Consider the following 16,440-nt stretch of genomic DNA (forward strand, 5'->3'; position numbering starts at 1 on the left):
CCGAGACCGCGTACGCCGACGGGCCGGTGCTCCGCCTGGCGGAGCACCGGCCCGTGGACCGCGACTAGCGGACCGGTTCGGCGGCGGCCACCGCGGCGTCCACCCCGGTCGGCGGGGCGTCCGGCGGGGTGGCCGGGCGGTCGCCGGGCGGGCTGCTGAACCGGCGCATCAGCGGCCGCTCCACGCCGTGGTAGAGCAGCGCGCTGAGCCCGATGGTGACCGCCAGCATGCCGGCCTGCACGCCGAAGGTCACCGGCGCGGACCAGCGTCCCCCGCCCAGCGCCAGGTGCCCGTAGTGGATCACCAGGCTGTGCAGGATGTAGAAGGCGTACGAGATGTCGCCGAGCCAGACCAGCGCCCGGGTGTTGAACAGGGACCGCCGGCCGGTGACGTCCACGGTGGCCCCGGCGCCGAGGACCAGCACCAGGGGCAGCACGAAGGGCGCCATCAGGTTGAACGGCAGCGGCAGGAAGAGCGAGACCAGCACCGCGACGAAGAGGATGCCGAGCGCCGGGGCGAGCCGGACCCGTACCCACCGGCCACTGAGCACGATCCGGGCCAGCACGATGCCGAGGACGAAGTCGAGCAGGCGTACCGGCGGCAGGAACGCGGTGAACCAGAGCTGCCAGAGCGAGACCGGCAGGTCCCGCACGTGCGGGTGCTCCGGCAGGAACTGCCCGACGAAGGGCACCGCGACGATCCCCGCCATCAGGCCGATCGCCCAGCGCCACAGCCGCTGCGGGCGGATCCGGCGCACCAGCGGCAGCAGCCAGGGGAAGGCCAGGTAGAAGAGCAGCTCGCAGGCGAGCGACCAGCTCGGCCCGTTGGTGCCGTGCAGCGCGTCGAGCCGGGGGATCCAGGCGTGCACCAGCAGCGCGCTGGGCACCACGTTCCAGGCGTTCACCGCCTCGCCGGCGACCAGCATGAGCACCAGGCCGAGCGCCCAGCCGACGAAGTGCGACGGGTAGATCCGGACGAACCGGCGACGCCAGAACCGGGCCCGGGTGTCGGCCGGACGGGCCGACCAGGTGAGCACGAAGCCGCTGAGGATGAAGAACAGCCCGACGCCCAACTCCCCGACGCTGCTGAACAGCCAGAGGAAGATGTTGTTCGCCTGGTCGCTGTCGTGCATCCGCTCCAGGTTGACGTGGTTGGCGAAGACCAGCAGGGCGGCCAGGAAGCGCAGCCCGGTGAGGGTGTGCAGCCGGTTGCCGCTGGTCACCTCCTCGTCCGGCACGGTCGAGGTCATGCCGGCACCCCTTCCGTCGCGGTGGTGGCCGGCGCGGGGCTGACCGGCGCGTCCGGGGTGGGCGGGCCGCCGTGCAGGCCGCCGGGGCGGCGGGCCCGGCTCCAGCGTCGGTAGATCGGCCGCTCGACCAGCACGTAGAGCACCCAGGTCAGGGCCAGCGACACGGCGAGCATGGCGGTCACCAGCAGCACCACGGTCGGGGCGCTGAAGGTGCTGCCCTTGCCGAAGGCGCGGTGGCCGTAGTGCACGACCAGCCAGTGCACCAAATAGAACGCGAAGCTGACCTCACCGAGCCAGACCATCAGCCGGCTGTTGGCCCAGGAGCGGCGGCCGGCCAGGTCGAGGGTCGCGGTCGCGCCGATGACCAGCAGCACCGGAATGATGAAGGTGGCGGTGACGCCGAACAGGTCGGGCAGCACCTTGGCCAGTGCGAGCGGGCGCAGCAGCGAGACGACGTAGGCCGGCACCAGCAGCGCCAGGCCCCAGCGCAGCCGGGGTCCGCGCCACCGGCCGGTGAGCAGGATCCGGGCCAGCAGGATGCCCAGTACGAACTCCAGCATCCGCACCGGCGGGAACTCGTAGACGAACCAGAAGCGGTAGATGGAGACGGTGCTCCAGTCCATCACCGGCTTCGCCGGCAGCAACTTGGCCACGTACGGCATCGCGATGATCGCGGCGGTGACCAGCCAGGCCCAGCGCCAGAGGCGCTCCGCGCGGATCTTCGCGATCAGCCCGATCAGCAGCGGGAAGGCCAGGTAGAAGGTGGCCTCGCAGGCGAGCGACCACTCGGAGGCGTTGGTGCCACCGAGAGCGTCCTCGTTGGGGAACCACGGGTGGATCAGGAAGAGGCTGGGCAGCGTGCGCAGCAGGTTGAGGTGTTCGCCGACCACGAGCAGCAGCACCAGGCCGGTGAACCAGGCGAGCAGGTGGTTCGGCACGATCTTGAAGACCCGGCGGCGCCAGAAGGCGGCGGTGCTGTCGTGCGGGCCGGCCGACCAGGTGAGGACGAAGCCGCTGAGCACGAAGAAGAAGCACACCCCCATCGGACCGATCGGGCTGAGCAGCAGGAAGACGACCCCGCCGAGGGTCTTGCTGTCGAACATCATCTCCATGGCCGCGTGGTCGGCGAAGACCATGAGCGCGGCGATGAAGCGCATGCCGGTGAGGGTGGGCAGCCGGTTGCGGGTCACCGGTGTTGCCTGCACCGCGGGCGCGGCCATGGGCGACCTCCTTCGGGATTCGAGCGCGCGGGAACTGCCGCAGCGTCCCGACCTGCGCTGGAGAACCGGTCGAGCGGCTGTCGACCGGACCTTCCGCCAGCTTCACGAACACTGTTAGAGTGAGCGCCGTGGAATCGACGACCGCCGTCCGGCTGCGGCCTCCGCGCCACCTGGTCAGCCCCGCCGCCGTCCGCTACTGGACGGTCCGCGCGCTGATCGGCTGGCTGCTCCTCGGGGCAGTGCAGGTGGTGGCGCTCGTCCGGGCGTACGGCGGCGACACCGTCCCGGTCCAGGCGGCGGTGCTCGCCGGCACCGGCCTGCTCGCGGTGGCCCACCTGCTGGTGATGCCCCGCTGGCGCTACCGGGTGCACCGGTGGGAGACCACCGACGAGGCGGTCTACACCCAGAGCGGCTGGTTCAGCCAGGAGCGGCGGATCGCGCCGATCTCCCGGATCCAGACCGTGGACAGCCGACGCGGCCCGCTCCAGCAGCTCTTCGGGCTGGCCACGGTCATCGTCACCACCGCCTCGGCGGCCGGCCCGCTGACCATCGGCGGGCTCGACCATGCGGTCGCCCGGCAACTGGTGGACGAGCTGACCCGCACCACGGCCACCGCCCCCGAGGACGCCACATGACCTCGCCGGTCACCGAGGCGCCGCCGGTCGCCGTCGAGTGGCGCCGGCTCAGCCCACGGATGCTGCTGGTCCACCCGGTGCAGGAGCTGCTGCGGATCGCGCCGGTGCTGCTCGGCGTGATGCTGGCCGGCAGCCGGACCGGCCGGGGCGAGCTGTGGGGGCTGCTGGGCGCGGGTATCGCGGTCCTGTTCGGACTGCTGCGCTGGGCCACCACCAGCTACCGGGTCGACGGCGAGCAGGTGCAGGTCCGCTCCGGCCTGCTGAGACGCAGCGTGCTCTCGGTGCCGCTGGGCCGGGTCCGGGCGGTGGACATCTCGGCCAACCCGTTGCAGCGGGTGCTCGGCCTGGCCCGGTTGACCATCGGCACCGGCCACACCGGTCGCCGCGACGACCGGGGCCTGCAGCTGAACGCTCTGGAGCGCGACGCCGCCACCCGGCTGCGCGACGAGCTGCTGCACCGCCGCGCCGCCCCGCCCGCCGATCCGGCGGCGGAGGAGACCGCGCCGGTGGAGGTCGCGCCGGCCGCGCCGGCCCCGACCGGGGAGCGCACCCTCGCGGCGGTACGCCCCGGCTGGGCCCGCTACGGCCCGTTCACCCTCTCCGGGCTGGGCGCGGTGGGTGTGGTGACCGGTGTCTTCTGGCAGTTCGTGGCGCAGGGCCGGCTGGCGGAGCGGAACGGGCCGGTACGCGCCGTCCTCGACCACCTCGACGCCCTGCCGGTCGGGCTGGCGGTGGCGCAGGTGGTGCTGGTGGCCGCCGTGCTGCTCGCCGTCGCCTCCACCGTCGGGTACGCGCTGGCCTTCGGCAACTTCCGGCTGAGCCGCCATCCCGGCGGCACCCTGCACGTCACCCGGGGCCTGCTGGCGCACCGAGCCACCACGATCGAGCAGCGCCGACTGCGCGGCGTCGAGATCAGCGAGCCGCTGCTGCTGCGCGCGGTACGCGGCGCGCGGTGCCTGGCCGTGGCCACCGGGCTGCGCGCCGGCCGGGGCGCGGAGCGGGGCGGCACGCTGCTGCTGCCGCCCGCCCCGCGCGACGCCGCGTACCGGGTGGCCGAGCAGGTGCTGGGCGACCCGACGCCGATGCGGGCCGAGCTGGTCGCGCACGGGCCGGCGGCCCGCCGCCGCCGGTTCACCCGCGCCGTCGTACCGGTGGTCGTGGTGGTGCTCGGGCTGCTGGCCGGGCAGGCGGTGGGGGTGCCGCAGCGGGCCGGCACGCTGGCGATGCTCGCGCTGCCGGTGGCCGCGCTGCTCGGCGCGGACCGGTACCGCTCGCTCGGGCACCGGCTGGTGGACGGTTTCCTGGTGACCCGGCAGGGTTCGCTGGTCCGCCGGCGTACCGCGTTGGACTGTGACGGCGTGGTCGGCTGGGTGCTCCGGCAGTCCTGGTTCCAGCGCCGGTCCGGGCTGGTCACGCTGACCGCCGCCACCGCGGCCGGGGAGCAGGCGTACCACGTGCTCGACGTCGACGAGTCGGTCGCCACCGAGCTGGTCGACCGGGCCGTCCCTGGTCTGCTGGCGCCCTTCCTCGACCGGTCCTGACCGGCACGCCGCTCCGAGCGGGGTTCGAGGGCGGCTCGAAGAGGGCCGGCCAGGCTGGCGGCCATGCGAGTCCTCTTCACCGCCTCGAACTGGCCCGGGCACTGGTTCTGCATGGTGCCGCTGGGCTGGGCGTTGCAGGCGGCCGGGCACGAGGTCCGGGTCGCCTGCCCGCCGGCGCAGGCCGACGGGGTGACCCGGGCCGGGCTGACCCCGGTGCCGGTGCTGCGCAGCCCGGACATGATGACGATGACCCGGATGATGGCGTACGGCGAGGCGGTCACCGGTGACCGCCGGCTGCCCGGGCTGCCGCTGCACCCGTTCACCGGCGAGCCGGTGGCCCGCCTCGACGACTTCGACTTCGACACCGAGGGCCCGCGCTACTGGGCGCGCTGCGGCGAGGAGATCGCCGCCAGCTACGACGGCGCGGTGGCGTACGCCCGGCAGTGGCGGCCCGACCTGGTCTGCCACGACCTGATGACGCCGGAGGGGGCGGCCGCCGCCGAGCTGGTCGGGGCGACGGCCGTCTACCACCCGCCGGGCCTCTTCGGCACCCGGGAGACCGAGCCCGGGGTGGACCTCGGCGACGGCGACCCGTCCGGCTCCTTCCCCCGCCTCGGCCTCGCGCCGTGGCACAACGGGCGGATCCGGTACGCGCTGGACACCACGCCGGAGTCGGCGCTGCCCCCGTTCGGCGACACCGTGCGGCTGCCGCTGCGCTACGTGCCGTACAACGGTCCGGGCGAGCTGCCCGACTGGGCGTTGCGGCCGGGGCCGCGGCCCCGCGTGGCGGTGCTCTGGGGCGGGTCCGCGGTGGGCAGCGCCGGGCAGGTGCCGGTGCTGCACACGGCGGTGCGGACGGCGCTGGAGGCCGGCGCGGAGGTGGTGCTGACCACCGGGCGCGAGCAGGTGGCGGCCCTGGGCGGGCTGCCCGACGGGGTCCGCGTGCTGGACCGGTTCCCACTGCACCTGCTGCTGGAGACCAGCACCGCGATCGTGCACCACGGCAGCGTCAACTGCCTGATGACGGCGGCCGCCGCCGGGGTGCCGCAGCTGGCCCTGCCGCTCAACGACGAGCAGATCGCGGTGAGCCGGCGGCTGGCCGGCTCCGGCGCGGTGACCGCGCTGCCCGCGCTGGCCGCCGGCGTCGACGAGGTCGCCACCGGGGTGAAGCGGCTGCTGCACGACGACGGCCCGCGCGACGCCGCCCGCCGGGTGTACGACGAGATCGCCGCGCAGCCGAGCCCGGCCGCCGTGGTCGCCACGCTGGAGGAGCTGGCCGCCCGGCACTGACGACCGTCGGTCGGGCATGATCGGCCGGTGCACTACCCGGACCTCGCCGCGTACGACTACCTGCCGGAGGAGCACTTCACCGACCGGGAGCCGCCGTTCGGCGACGTCAGCTTCCGCCCGGCGTACGCCCGGCTGGCCGTCGGGTGGCTGGCGGCGGGGCGGCCGTACCCGGTGGGTCCGGTCCCGGCGGCACTCACCCGCCGGCTCGCCGTCATCGGGGCGGTGCAGCGGGTGAACCTCTGCCTCGGGTACCACGAGTGCGACCTCTGCCCGCCGGGGCAGCGGCCCCCCGAGGGCAACGGTGAGCTACGGGTGCCCGGCGCTCCGGGCGTCGCCTACGCCGCCCCGGTGCTGATCGGCCACTACGTCACCGGGCACGGCTACCGGCCGCCACCGGAGTTCGTCGCCGCGGTGCTGGCGGTGGACGTCGACGCCTGGTCGCGGAGCCGCTGGCCGGAGCTGCCGTTCCCGTGGATACCCGCCGACGCGAAGTACTGGGACTGGACGGTGGAGTAGCCGAGGGCGACCCGCACGTCGTCGGGGCCGGTGAAGAGCACCCCGCGCATGCCGAGCGCCTCGGCGGCGGTCACGTTCTCCGCCCGGTCGTCGACGAAGTACGCCCCGGTCGCGGGCGCGCCCAGGGCGGCCAGGCAGTGCCGGTAGATCCGGGGATCGGGCTTGGCGACGCCGAGGCGGGCGGAGAAGACCCGTACCGCGAAGACGTCCAGCCAGTCCTGCCCGGCCTCCACGGCGGCGGCCAGCTCGGCGGGGGCGTTGGAGAGCAGGCCCAGCCGCCAGCCGCCGGCGGCCAGGGTGCGGAGCAGGGCGATCATCTCCGGATCGAACCGGCTCCAGCTGGCCAGGTCGGCGGCGACCAGGTCCGGCACCGGCGCGCGCAGGCCACCGACCCGCCCGGCGATGCCGGCCCAGTACGCCCCGGCGTCGACCAGCCCCGCGTCGTACGGCGGACGCTCGGCCCAGTACGCGGACCAGAACGCCTCCCCCGCCACTCCGGCCAACTCCTCGATCCGGTGCCGGGCCGCCGCGCTCTGGTGGCAGCCGATCACCCCGTACAGGTCGAAGACCACGGTGCCCGCCATCCGCTCCCCCTCCTCGTGGACCGGCCGGTACGCCGTCCGCCGGTGATGGTGCGGCGGGCGGCTCGGGGGCGGCTCGAACCTCGGACCGGGCTCGACAGGCTCTCGAGGCGGCCGGCACACAGTGGCGACGGCGGACCAGGACCAGGAGGACGGCGTGGACTTTGGATGGAGCACCGAGCAGCAGACGCGGTACGCGGAGACCCTCGCCGCGGTCCGGGCGGCGTTCCCGACCGCCCCGGACGGCTTCTACGACCGCAAGGACTGGACCCGACTGGCCGAGCTGGGGCTGACCGGCGCCTGCGTGCCCCGGGCGTACGGGGGCGGCGGGCTGGGCGCGCTGGACACCGCGCGGCTGCTGGAGGCCGTCGGTCGGGGCTGCCCGGACACCGGGCTGGTCTTCGCCACCGCCGCGCACCTGTTCGCCTGCGCGATGCCGATCGCCGACTTCGGCTCGGCCGAGCTGCGCGCCCGGTGGCTGCCCGGGCTCTGCTCCGGTGAGCTGATCGCCGGCAACGCGATGACCGAGGCCGAGGCCGGGTCGGACGTGTCCCGGCTGGCGGTGACGGCCACCCCGGTCGACGGCGGCTGGCTGCTCAACGGGGTGAAGACGTTCATCAGCAACGGCCCGGTCGCCGACGTCTACGTCACGTACGCGACCACCGACCCGGCCGCCGGACACTTCGGCACCACCGCGTTCGTGGTGGACCGGACCGCTCCCGGCGTGCACCCCGACGCGCCGTTCGACAAGCTCGGGATGGCCTCCTGCCCGGCCGGCGGGGTCACCTTCACCGACTGCTTCGTTCCCGCCGGCCAGGTCATCGGCGAGCCCGGCCAGGGCGGGGTGATCTTCCAGCACTCGATGGGCTGGGAGCGGACCTGCCTCTTCGCGCTCTTCCTCGGCGTGCAGGAGGAACTGGTCGACCGGGTGCTGGCGCACGTGCGGCAGCGGCGGCAGTTCGGCCGGGCGCTGGCCGAGTTCCAGTCGGTGAGCAACCGGATCGTGGAGATGAAGCTGCGCCTGGAGAGCGGCCGGCTGCTGCTCTACCGGGCCTGCTGGGAGATGGACCAGGGCGATCCGTCGACGCTCTGGTCGGCGCTGTCCAAGCTGGCCGTGTCGGAGGCCGCGCTGGCCGGCGCGATCGACGCGGTCCAACTCTTCGGCGGTGCCGGCTACCTGCGTGGGACGGGGGTGGAAGCGGCGCTGCGGGACGCGATCGGCGGCACCATCTTCTCCGGCACGTCGGACATCCAGCGCTGGCTGGTCGCCGCGGAGCTGGGGCTGTGAGCGCCCGCCCGGCCGCCGGCCCGGACGAGCTGCACGCGCTGGTCCGCACCGCCGCCGCCCGCCGGCCGCAGGCGCCCGCGGTGCACGACGGCGACCGTACGCTGAGCTACACCGAGCTGGACCGGCGCGCCGACGCCTTCGCGGCGGCGCTGCGCGGCCTCGGCATCCGCCCCGGTGACCGGGTGCTGCTCTGGGCGGAGAAGAGCGCCGAGCTGGTCGCGCTCATGCAGGGGACGTTGCGGGCCGGGGCGGTGTACGTGCCGGTCGCCCCGACCAACCCGCCGGCCCGGCTGCTGCGGATCGCCGCGAGCTGCCGGCCGGCGCTGATCGTCACCGACGGGGTGGCCGAGCGCGACCCGGCGACGAACGACTGGGCGGACCGGCATCCGGGGGCGGTGCTGTCCGAGCTGGACGGTGACCCGGCGGCGGCGCCCTGGTACCGGTCGGCCCCGGACGAGTTGGCGTACATCCTCTACACCTCGGGCTCGACCGGTGAGCCGAAGGGGGTGTGCATCAGTCACCGCAACGCGCTCGCCTTCGTCCGGTGGGCGGCGGCCGAGACCAAGCTGCACGGTGACGACCGGCTGGCCAACCACGCCCCGTTCAACTTCGACCTGTCGGTCTTCGACCTGTACGGGGCGTTCCTCGCCGGCGCCGCCGTGGACCTGGTGCCGACCGCGCTGGCGTACGTGCCGGAGCGGCTGGTGGAGCTGCTCGACGACACCCGGGGCGTGACGGTCTGGTACTCGGTGCCGTCGGCGCTGCTGCTGATGATGCGCCAGGCCGGGCTGCTGGACCGGGAGCCCCCGGCCGCGCTGCGGGTCTGCGTCTTCGCAGGCGAGCCGTTCCCGGTGCGCGACGTGCGCCGGCTGCGGGCCGCCTGGCCGGAGGTGCGGATGTTCAACTGGTACGGCCCGACGGAGACGAACGTCTGCACCTCCTACGAGGTGACCGCCGCCGACCTGGACCGGGAGCGCCCGTTGCCGATCGGCCGGGCCGCCTCGGACGCGTCGCTGGCGCTGGACCCGCCGGACGCCGAGGAGGGCGAGATCGTGGTGACCGGGCCGACGGTGATGCTCGGCTACTGGGGTCGGCCGGCCCAGGACGGGCCGTACCGGACCGGGGACATCGGTCGCTGGGACGACGACGGCAACCTGGAGTACGTGGGCCGGCGCGACGCCATGGTGAAGGTGCGCGGCCACCGGGTCGAGCTGGGTGAGATCGAGGCCGCCCTGGCCGCCCACCCGGACGTCGCCGCGGTGGCGGTGCTGGTGGTCGGCTCGGGCCTGGACGCCCGGCTGCACGCGGTGGTGGTGCCCGGTCCGCAGGGCGCCCCCGGCCTGCTCGCCCTGAAGGGGCACTGCGCGGCCCGGCTGGCCCGCTACATGATCATCGACAGCGTCTCGACGGTGGCCGAGCTGCCGCGTACCGCCAACGGCAAGACCGACCGCGCCGCCCTGCTGGCCACCCTCACCGGCTGACCGGGGTTGCCCGACCGAACGTGAGAGACTACTTTCGAAACATGTCTCTCACTAATCCGTACGGAGATGTCGAGCTGACCTCTCCGCAGGCGCTGCGGGCGCTGGCTCATCCGGTACGGCTGGCCCTGCTCGACCGGTTGCAGCGGCACGGTCCGGCGACGGCCACCCGGCTCGCACCGCACGTCGGGGCCACCCCGTCGGTGGTGAGCTGGCACCTGCGGCACCTCGCCTCCTTCGGTCTCGTCACCGACTGGGAGGGCGCGACCGGCAAGCGGGAGCGGTGGTGGCAGGCAGCGGGCCGGGGCTTCCGCTTCACCACCCCGGAGGACGCCGAGGGTCAGGACGCGGCGCGGCAGCTGCGCGCCGCGATGTTCGCCCGGTCCGCGGAGGCGCCCCTGCAGTGGTCGCTGCGGGACGAGCCGAGGCTGGACCCGCAGTGGCAGGCCCTGGCCGCGCTCTCCGACACCCGCTTCGTCGTCACCGCCGAGGAGCTGCGCCGGCTCGAGGAGGCGATCGAGGCGCTGCTCGCCCCGTACGTGCAGCGCAAGGCCGACCCGCTGCCGGACGGCGCGCAGGTCGTCCGGATGTTGCGGTACCTGCTGCCCGAGCCCGGCGACGACGAGGCGGCGTCATGACCGCCACCAGCACCGCGCCCCCGGCGGCCCCGGTCGTCGACCGCCGGTTCCGCACCTTCTGGGGCAGCGACACCATCTCGCAGTTCGGCGACCGGATCAGCGAGCTGGCCCTGCCGCTGATCGCGGTCACCGTCCTCGCCGCGACGCCCGCCCAGGTCAGCATCCTCACCGCGCTGATCTGGCTGCCGAACCTGCTGGGCATGTTCGTCGGCGCCTGGGTGGACCAGCGGACCCGCAAGCGCCGACTGCTGGTCGTGGCGGACCTGGTCCGCGCGGCGGTGCTGCTCAGCATCCCGGTGGCCTGGCTGACGGGTGCGGTCACCCTCACCCAGCTCTACCTGGTGGCCCTGCTCACCGGGGCCGGCGCGGTGCTGTTCGGCATGGCCCGCCAGGCGTTCTTCGTCGCGCTGGTCCCGCCGTCGGCCTACGTGGCGGCCAACAGCAGGCTGAGCGTGAGCCGGGCCGCCTCGTTCGTGGTCGGGCCGGCCCTCGGCGGCGGGCTGGTCCAGGCCCTCACCGCCCCGGTCGCCATCCTCGTCGACGTGGTCTCGTTCCTCGGCTCCGCGCTGTTGATCGGCCGGATCCCGGTGACCGAGGCCCGGCCCGCGCCGCCGCGGTCCTCGACGCTCGGACTGGTCCGCGACGGGTTCGTCCTGGTGCTGCGCCATCCGGTGATGCGCGCCGCGCTCGGCTGCACCGGCACGGTCAACTTCTTCACCCTCATGACCAACGCGCTGCTCGTGCTGTACGCCAGCCGCGAGCTCGACCTGTCGGCCGGCGCGATCGGTGTCGCGCTCGGCGTCGGCGCGGTCGGCGGGCTGGCCGGAGCGGGACTGGCACCCCGGATCTCCCGCGCCATCGGACTGGGCCGCACCGCGATGATCGGCGCGGTGCTCTTCCCCGCGCCCCTGGCGCTGGCCGCCTTCGTGTCCGGCCCGACGTGGACGAGGGTCACCGCGCTCGCCGCCATCGAACTGGTCTCCAGCGTCGGCGTGATGCTGATGGACATCCCCGTCAACGCCCTGCTCACCGCGGTGACCCCGGACGACGCGCGGGGACGCCGGGCGGGTGCGTACAGCGCCGTCAACTACGGCATCAGGCCGATCGGGGCGCTGGTCGGCGGCTGGTTGGGCACCGCGATCGGACTGCGGCCGACCCTGGTCGTCGCCGGCCTCGGCGGCGCCCTCGCCGTGCTCTGGCTGCTCGCCTCGCCGGTGCGTCACATCAGCCGGATCGAGGAGGCGGCGAGCGCAGCGGGATGAGCGCGCCCGTGCCCGGCGCCGTCGCGCCGAACCGGCCGGGCCCGCCCGGGACGTGGGGCGGGCCCGGCCGTGGACGTCGACGGTGGTCAGACGCCGGCCGGGTCGCGCAGCGACTCGACCAGGGCGGCGATGCTGTTCAGGTCGCGGAAGTTGGCGCCGTTCATCTTCGTCGGCGGGACCCGGACGCCGAACTCGTCGCGGATCCAGCCGACCAGCCGGGCGGTCTTGAGGGAGTCGAGGACGCCCCACTCCAGCAGCGGGGTCTCCGGGGTGAGGCCGTCGGCGTCCCCGCCGAGCAGCACGGTACGGGTGTACTCGACGAGCCGGCTCAGGGTCTCCGGGCTCTCGTTGGACGACATGGCGCTCCTTAGGTCGGTCCGGCCGCCGGACGGCGGCGCGGCGAGGATGGCGGGTTCAGCCGGCGACCGGGGCCGGCTCGGCGGGTACGGCGTGCCGGCGGCGGATCCGGTCGATCAGGGAGAGCGCCGGCGAGGTCAGCACCGTCGACACCAGCGCCATGATCACCAGCATGGTGAACAGGGTCTGGTCGATGATGCCCAGCTCCAGGCCGATGTTCAGCACCACCAGCTCGGTGAGGCCGCGGCAGTTCAGCAGCACGCCGAGCGACCACGACTCCCACCGGTCCACCCCGGACAGCCGGGCGACCAGCGTGCTGGCGGCCCACTTCGCGGCCACCGCCACCACCACGATGAGCGCGCAGCGCCCCCACAGCCCGACGTCGGAGCCGAGCAGGCCGAAGCGCGTACGCAGGCCGGTGACCACGAAGAACAGCGGCAGCAGCAGGGTCAGGGTGAGCCCGTGCACCTGCCTGGTGGCCCGCACCACGCCGCGTACGCCGCGCGGGGTGACCACGCCGAACAGGAACGCGCCGAACACCGGGTGGATGCCGATCCTGTCGGTGATCAGCGCGGACACCATCAGCCCACCGAGCAGGAACGGCAGCACCGCGCTCGGCGGCAGCAGCGGGCGTCGCCCGTCCGGCGGCGCGACCAGCCGGGCCAGCAGCGGCCGGACCAGCGCCAGCATCAGCGCCACGAACGCCACCGTCAGGACCGCCGTCCAGAGCGCGTCCCAGCCGGAGGTGCCGGCCGCGACGGCCGTACTCAGCGCCAGCAGGCACCACGCGGTGATGTCGTCCACCGCGGCGCAGGCCAGCGCGAGCGAGGCGACCGGCTGCCGGCTCATCCCCCGGTCGTGCAGGATGCGGGCCAGCACCGGGAACGCGGTGACGCTCATCGAGACCGCGAGGAAGAGCGCGAAGCCCAGGAAGTTCACCGCCGGCCCCATCAGCGACCGCAGCCCGAAGGCGAGCGCCACCCCGGCGAGGAACGGCACCGCGATGCTGACGTTGCTGACCAGCACCGCCACCTGCCCGCGCCGGCGGACCAGCGCCAGGTTGAGCTCGTAGCCGACCAGGAACATGAAGAGCACCAGGCCGACCTGGGCCAGCACGTTGATCGCCGGGAGCAGGACGGGCGGGAAGAGCGCGTGGTACGCGGCCGGCCAGAGCCAGCCGAGCAGCGACGGGCCGAGCAGCACCCCGGCGACGATCTCGCCGATCACCGCCGGCTGCCCCAGCCGGCGGAACGCCCAGCCGGCCGCCCAACAGGCGGCGAAGACGACCGGCAGGGACAGCAGCAGGTGCGACACCACGTCGGGAGCGTGGGTCGGCACCTCGACCGCCGACCGGTCGTCGGCGTGCCCACCCCGGCTGAGCAGCAGCAGGGCGAGGAGCAGTGGGCCGACGACCAGCACGGCGTACCAGGCGATCAGGTGGCGGCGGGGACCGCCGGCGTCGGGCCGGCGGTCGGACACGGCGCTCACGGGCGGCTCCCCCGACCCGCTCAGAACAGCGCCGCGCCGGCCGCGGACGCCCTGAGGTTGCCCAGCCGGTCGTGCCACAGGTGGGTGGGGTCCTCCTCCACCGCCTTGACGAAGTCGCGCATCTCCTGCAGCGCCGGCGGCTCCGGGCCGTCGTAGACGTCGCCCTGGAGCATCCGGATCACGTCCATCCGGTACTTCGGGTCGTCGATGAAGGCGGTGAAGAGGATGTTCAGCCGGTAGTAGATGGAGATGAAGTCGTACCAGATGTTGACGCCCTTGCGCAGCGTGTTGACGTAGTTGTCGAACCGGTGGACCCGGAAGTCGCCCGCCTCCTTGGCGGCGATGATGTCCTTGGCGGCCAGCCGGGCGCTGTTCATCGCCACGCTGACGCCGCTGGAGAAGATCGGGTCCACGAAGCGCGCGGCGTCGCCGATCAGCACCATGCCGTCGCCGGCGATCTGGCGCATCGCGTAGCTGTAGTCGCCCTCGGTCTTCAGCGGTCGCAGCTGCCGGCACTCGCGCAGCGCCTTCTCCAGGTCGGGGCGGCTGGCCACGGTGTCCCAGAAGAACGTGTCCAGGTCGTCCTTGGCCGCCTTGAACCGGGCCTTCTGGGTGACCACGCCGATCGAGGTGATGGTGTCGGTGATCGGGATCTGCCAGACCCAGGTGTCCTCCTGCGGCAGGAAGTGCACGTGGATGTAGTCGGCGTGCTCCGGGTCGCGGGCCAGGGCCTGCCGGTCCAGGTCGTCGAACCAGGTGTGGATCGCGTACTGGTTGAAGACCGGGTCGGGCACCTTGACCTTGAGCTGGTTGCCGAGCAGGGTCTGCCGGCCGCTGGCGTCGACCACCATCCGCACCGGCACCTCGACCCGCTGCCCGCCCACCTTGGCCCGCACCAGCGGCCGGTCGGGGTCGGTGAAGTCGACCCCGTTGACCCGGACCCCGCTGAACACCTTGGCGCCCAACTCCTCGGCGTGCTTGAGCAGGATCAGGTCGAACGCGCCCCGGTCGACGTGGAACGCGTACTCCCGGTCGTCGTTGGCCCGGGGCCGCTCGGAGTAGCGGATCTCCGCGGTGCCCCAGCCGTGCGAGCTGACGTCGAAGTCGAGCGGGCTGATCGGGCGGTTGTCGGCCGAGGTCCAGGCGGCGCCGTACTTGCGGGGGAAGCCGGCGGCCTCCACCTTCGGCAGCACGCCGATCTCCTTCATCACCGGGTTGGTGGCCGTGACGAGGGACTCGCCGACGTGCTCGCGGGGGAAGACCGCGCCCTCGAACACCGCCACCGACAGCCCGGCCTTGGCCAGGTACGAAGCCATGGTCGAACCGGCCGGGCCGCCGCCGATGACGGCGACGTCGTAGTCGTACTCCACCGACATTGCGCTCTCCATTCCCTACGGCGTCTTCGTCAGTGCCGGCGGGCGCGCCGGGCCCGACCTGCCCGGAGGCTGCCAGCCGGGGCTGGAGGTCGGTTCGATGCCGCTTCGAAGCGGGGGCGGTCCGTCACGGCTCGAAGCGGAATCGACCGCCGCTGCCTACGGTTCGCGCCGTGCCGCCCCGACACCGACGGCGGACGGCGGACGATCCCGATCGACGGAAAGGCGGTCTGCGATGACCAGCACCAACTCCCTGCCGGACGCCGTCATGCGGCTGCGCGGGCTGGCGCTGAGCGCCGGCTACGCGGCGGCCGTCCGCGCGGCGGCGCGGCTGCGGCTGCCGGACGCCTTCGACGAGCAGACCGACATCCCCACCCTGGCCGGCGCGGTCGACGCGGACCGGGACGCGCTCACCCGGCTGATGCGGTCCCTGGTGGTGCACGGCGTCTTCGCCGAGCCCGAGCCGGGCACCTTCGCCCACACCGAGCTGTCCCGGCTGCTGCGCGAGGACCACCCGCGCTCCCTGCGTCACATGATCCTCTGGGCCACCGAGCCGTGGACCTGGCAGGTCTGGGGACACCTGGACACCGCCGTACGCACCGGCCGGGGCGTCAACGAGGAGGTCTGGGGCGACGAGTTCTTCAGCTGGCTGCACAAGAACGCGCCCGAGTCGGCGGACGTCTTCAACCGGGCGATGACCCAGTCGAGCCAGCTCTCGGCCGACGTGGTGGCCCGGGTGCTCGACGTGTCCGGCGCCCGTACCGTCGCCGACATCGCCGGCGGCCAGGGCCTCGTGCTCGCCACCCTGCTGGAGAGCAACCCGGAGCTGTCCGGGGTGCTGCTGGACCTGCCGAACGTGGTCGCCGCCGCCGACCCGCGGCTGCGCGAGGGCGGCGCGCTCGCCGACCGGGCCCGGCTGGTGCCCGGCGACTGCCGGGCCGAGATCCCGGTCGAGGCCGACGTCTACATCCTGAAGAACATCCTGGAGTGGGACGACGACAGCACCGTCACCACCCTGCGCAACGTGGTCAAGGCGGCCCGCCCGGGCAGCCGGGTGGTGGTGATCGAGAACCTGGTCGACGGCAGCCCGGAGATGCGCTTCACCACCGCGATGGACCTGCTGCTGCTGCTCAACGTGGGCGGCCGCAAGCACACCCGCGACGGCCTCGTCGAGCTGGTCAAGCAGGCCGGCCTGGAGGTGCGGGACGTCCGCCCGGTCGGGCCGTACCTGCACATGGTGGAGAGCGTGGTGCCGCAGGGCTGATCCCCCCACAGCCCAGCGACACCCGAGACGAAGCGCCGGCGGCCCCCACCGCCGGCGCTTCGTGCCGTCGAGAGGACGACAGCGCCGCCTGCCGGCGGAGGGGTATGGAGCGCCTTTGCTCTGCTTCAGCGGACGCAACACAAATGGCCCGGAAGTGTTGCGTGGGCTGAAGCAGAGCAAAGGCGCCGGGAGGGGGTACCCGAAGGCGGGCGAGTCGGCGACCGGGCGGGATCGGGGCATGCGGGCCGGCGCGGGGTGAC

General features: G+C 73.9%; 14 protein-coding genes and 1 pseudogene. 9 read left to right on the forward strand and 6 right to left on the reverse strand.

Translation table 11 applies throughout. The features are described from left to right. Positions 1–64: 64 nt before the first annotated feature. Together GA0070611_RS10285 and GA0070611_RS10290 are read right to left on the reverse strand one after the other, a co-directional pair. Entirely contained in the window at positions 65–1,249 is a 1,185-nt protein-coding gene (locus GA0070611_RS10285; protein ID WP_091661564.1) for an acyltransferase family protein, read from the reverse strand. Next, positions 1,246–2,469 carry an acyltransferase family protein gene (locus GA0070611_RS10290; protein ID WP_091661567.1) on the reverse strand — a complete coding sequence of 408 codons (1,224 nt, stop codon included), beginning with the start codon at positions 2,467–2,469 and terminating at the stop codon, positions 1,246–1,248. Before GA0070611_RS10290 ends, GA0070611_RS10285 begins: the two co-directional genes overlap by 4 nt. A gap of 128 nt (positions 2,470–2,597) precedes the next feature. Here GA0070611_RS10290 and GA0070611_RS10295 point away from each other — a divergent pair, with 128 nt between their 5' ends. The 4 genes from GA0070611_RS10295 to GA0070611_RS32580 all read left to right on the forward strand — a co-directional run bounded on the left by GA0070611_RS10295 (position 2,598) and on the right by GA0070611_RS32580 (position 6,451). After that, complete coding sequence (locus GA0070611_RS10295; protein WP_231921395.1) at positions 2,598–3,104, forward strand: PH domain-containing protein; 507 nt, start codon at positions 2,598–2,600, stop codon at positions 3,102–3,104. Beyond that, positions 3,101–4,645, forward strand: coding sequence for a PH domain-containing protein (locus tag GA0070611_RS10300; RefSeq protein ID WP_091661572.1), 1,545 nt, complete (start codon positions 3,101–3,103; stop codon positions 4,643–4,645). Before GA0070611_RS10295 ends, GA0070611_RS10300 begins: the two co-directional genes overlap by 4 nt. Positions 4,646–4,708: 63 nt before the next feature. Then, on the forward strand, positions 4,709–5,935 hold the full coding sequence (locus GA0070611_RS10305) for a nucleotide disphospho-sugar-binding domain-containing protein (protein WP_091661575.1): 1,227 nt from the start codon (positions 4,709–4,711) through the stop codon (positions 5,933–5,935). 27 nt (positions 5,936–5,962) lie between these two features. After that, positions 5,963–6,451, forward strand: a complete 489-nt coding sequence (locus GA0070611_RS32580; RefSeq protein ID WP_091661578.1) for a DUF7919 family protein — start codon at positions 5,963–5,965, stop codon at positions 6,449–6,451. Positions 6,452–6,498: 47 nt separating this feature from the next. Here GA0070611_RS32580 and GA0070611_RS10315 read toward each other — a convergent pair. Continuing rightward, positions 6,499–7,035, reverse strand: a pseudogene (locus tag GA0070611_RS10315) (HAD-IA family hydrolase); the annotation flags it as partial. Between the two features lie 154 nt (positions 7,036–7,189). On the opposite strand from GA0070611_RS10315, the gene GA0070611_RS10320 reads away from it, so the two are divergent. Genes GA0070611_RS10320 through GA0070611_RS10335 form a run of 4 tightly spaced genes read left to right on the forward strand, consistent with a single transcriptional unit; the run spans position 7,190 to position 11,698 of the window. Continuing rightward, positions 7,190–8,320, forward strand: coding sequence for an acyl-CoA dehydrogenase family protein (locus tag GA0070611_RS10320; protein ID WP_091672746.1), 1,131 nt, complete (start codon positions 7,190–7,192; stop codon positions 8,318–8,320). Further along, positions 8,317–9,801, forward strand: a complete 1,485-nt coding sequence (locus GA0070611_RS10325; RefSeq protein WP_197675898.1) for an amino acid adenylation domain-containing protein — start codon at positions 8,317–8,319, stop codon at positions 9,799–9,801. Before GA0070611_RS10320 ends, GA0070611_RS10325 begins: the two co-directional genes overlap by 4 nt. 41 nt (positions 9,802–9,842) lie before the next feature. Next, positions 9,843–10,436, forward strand: coding sequence for an ArsR/SmtB family transcription factor (locus GA0070611_RS10330; RefSeq protein WP_091661584.1), 594 nt, complete (start codon positions 9,843–9,845; stop codon positions 10,434–10,436). Next, positions 10,433–11,698, forward strand: coding sequence for an MFS transporter (locus GA0070611_RS10335; RefSeq protein WP_091661587.1), 1,266 nt, complete (start codon positions 10,433–10,435; stop codon positions 11,696–11,698). Before GA0070611_RS10330 ends, GA0070611_RS10335 begins: the two co-directional genes overlap by 4 nt. An 86-nt stretch (positions 11,699–11,784) precedes the next feature. Here the strand turns inward: GA0070611_RS10335 and GA0070611_RS10340 are convergent, their stop codons facing one another. The 3 genes from GA0070611_RS10340 to GA0070611_RS10350 are packed head-to-tail and all read right to left on the reverse strand — an operon-like array spanning position 11,785 to position 14,919. Beyond that, a complete protein-coding gene (locus GA0070611_RS10340; protein WP_091661589.1) occupies positions 11,785–12,057 on the reverse strand; it encodes an acyl carrier protein in 273 nt (90 codons plus the stop codon). Between the two features lie 55 nt (positions 12,058–12,112). After that, positions 12,113–13,543, reverse strand: a complete 1,431-nt coding sequence (locus tag GA0070611_RS10345) for a cation:proton antiporter (RefSeq protein WP_091661592.1) — start codon at positions 13,541–13,543, stop codon at positions 12,113–12,115. A 20-nt stretch (positions 13,544–13,563) separates the two neighbouring features. Beyond that, positions 13,564–14,919 carry an NAD(P)/FAD-dependent oxidoreductase gene (locus GA0070611_RS10350; protein ID WP_197675899.1) on the reverse strand — a complete coding sequence of 452 codons (1,356 nt, stop codon included), beginning with the start codon at positions 14,917–14,919 and terminating at the stop codon, positions 13,564–13,566. 232 nt (positions 14,920–15,151) lie between these two features. On the opposite strand from GA0070611_RS10350, the gene GA0070611_RS10355 reads away from it, so the two are divergent. Continuing rightward, positions 15,152–16,180 carry a methyltransferase gene (locus GA0070611_RS10355; RefSeq protein WP_091661597.1) on the forward strand — a complete coding sequence of 343 codons (1,029 nt, stop codon included), beginning with the start codon at positions 15,152–15,154 and terminating at the stop codon, positions 16,178–16,180. Positions 16,181–16,440 lie beyond the last annotated feature (260 nt).

The sequence above is a fragment of the Micromonospora auratinigra genome (genome assembly GCF_900089595.1).
In the GTDB taxonomy this organism is placed as follows: domain Bacteria; phylum Actinomycetota; class Actinomycetes; order Mycobacteriales; family Micromonosporaceae; genus Micromonospora; species Micromonospora auratinigra.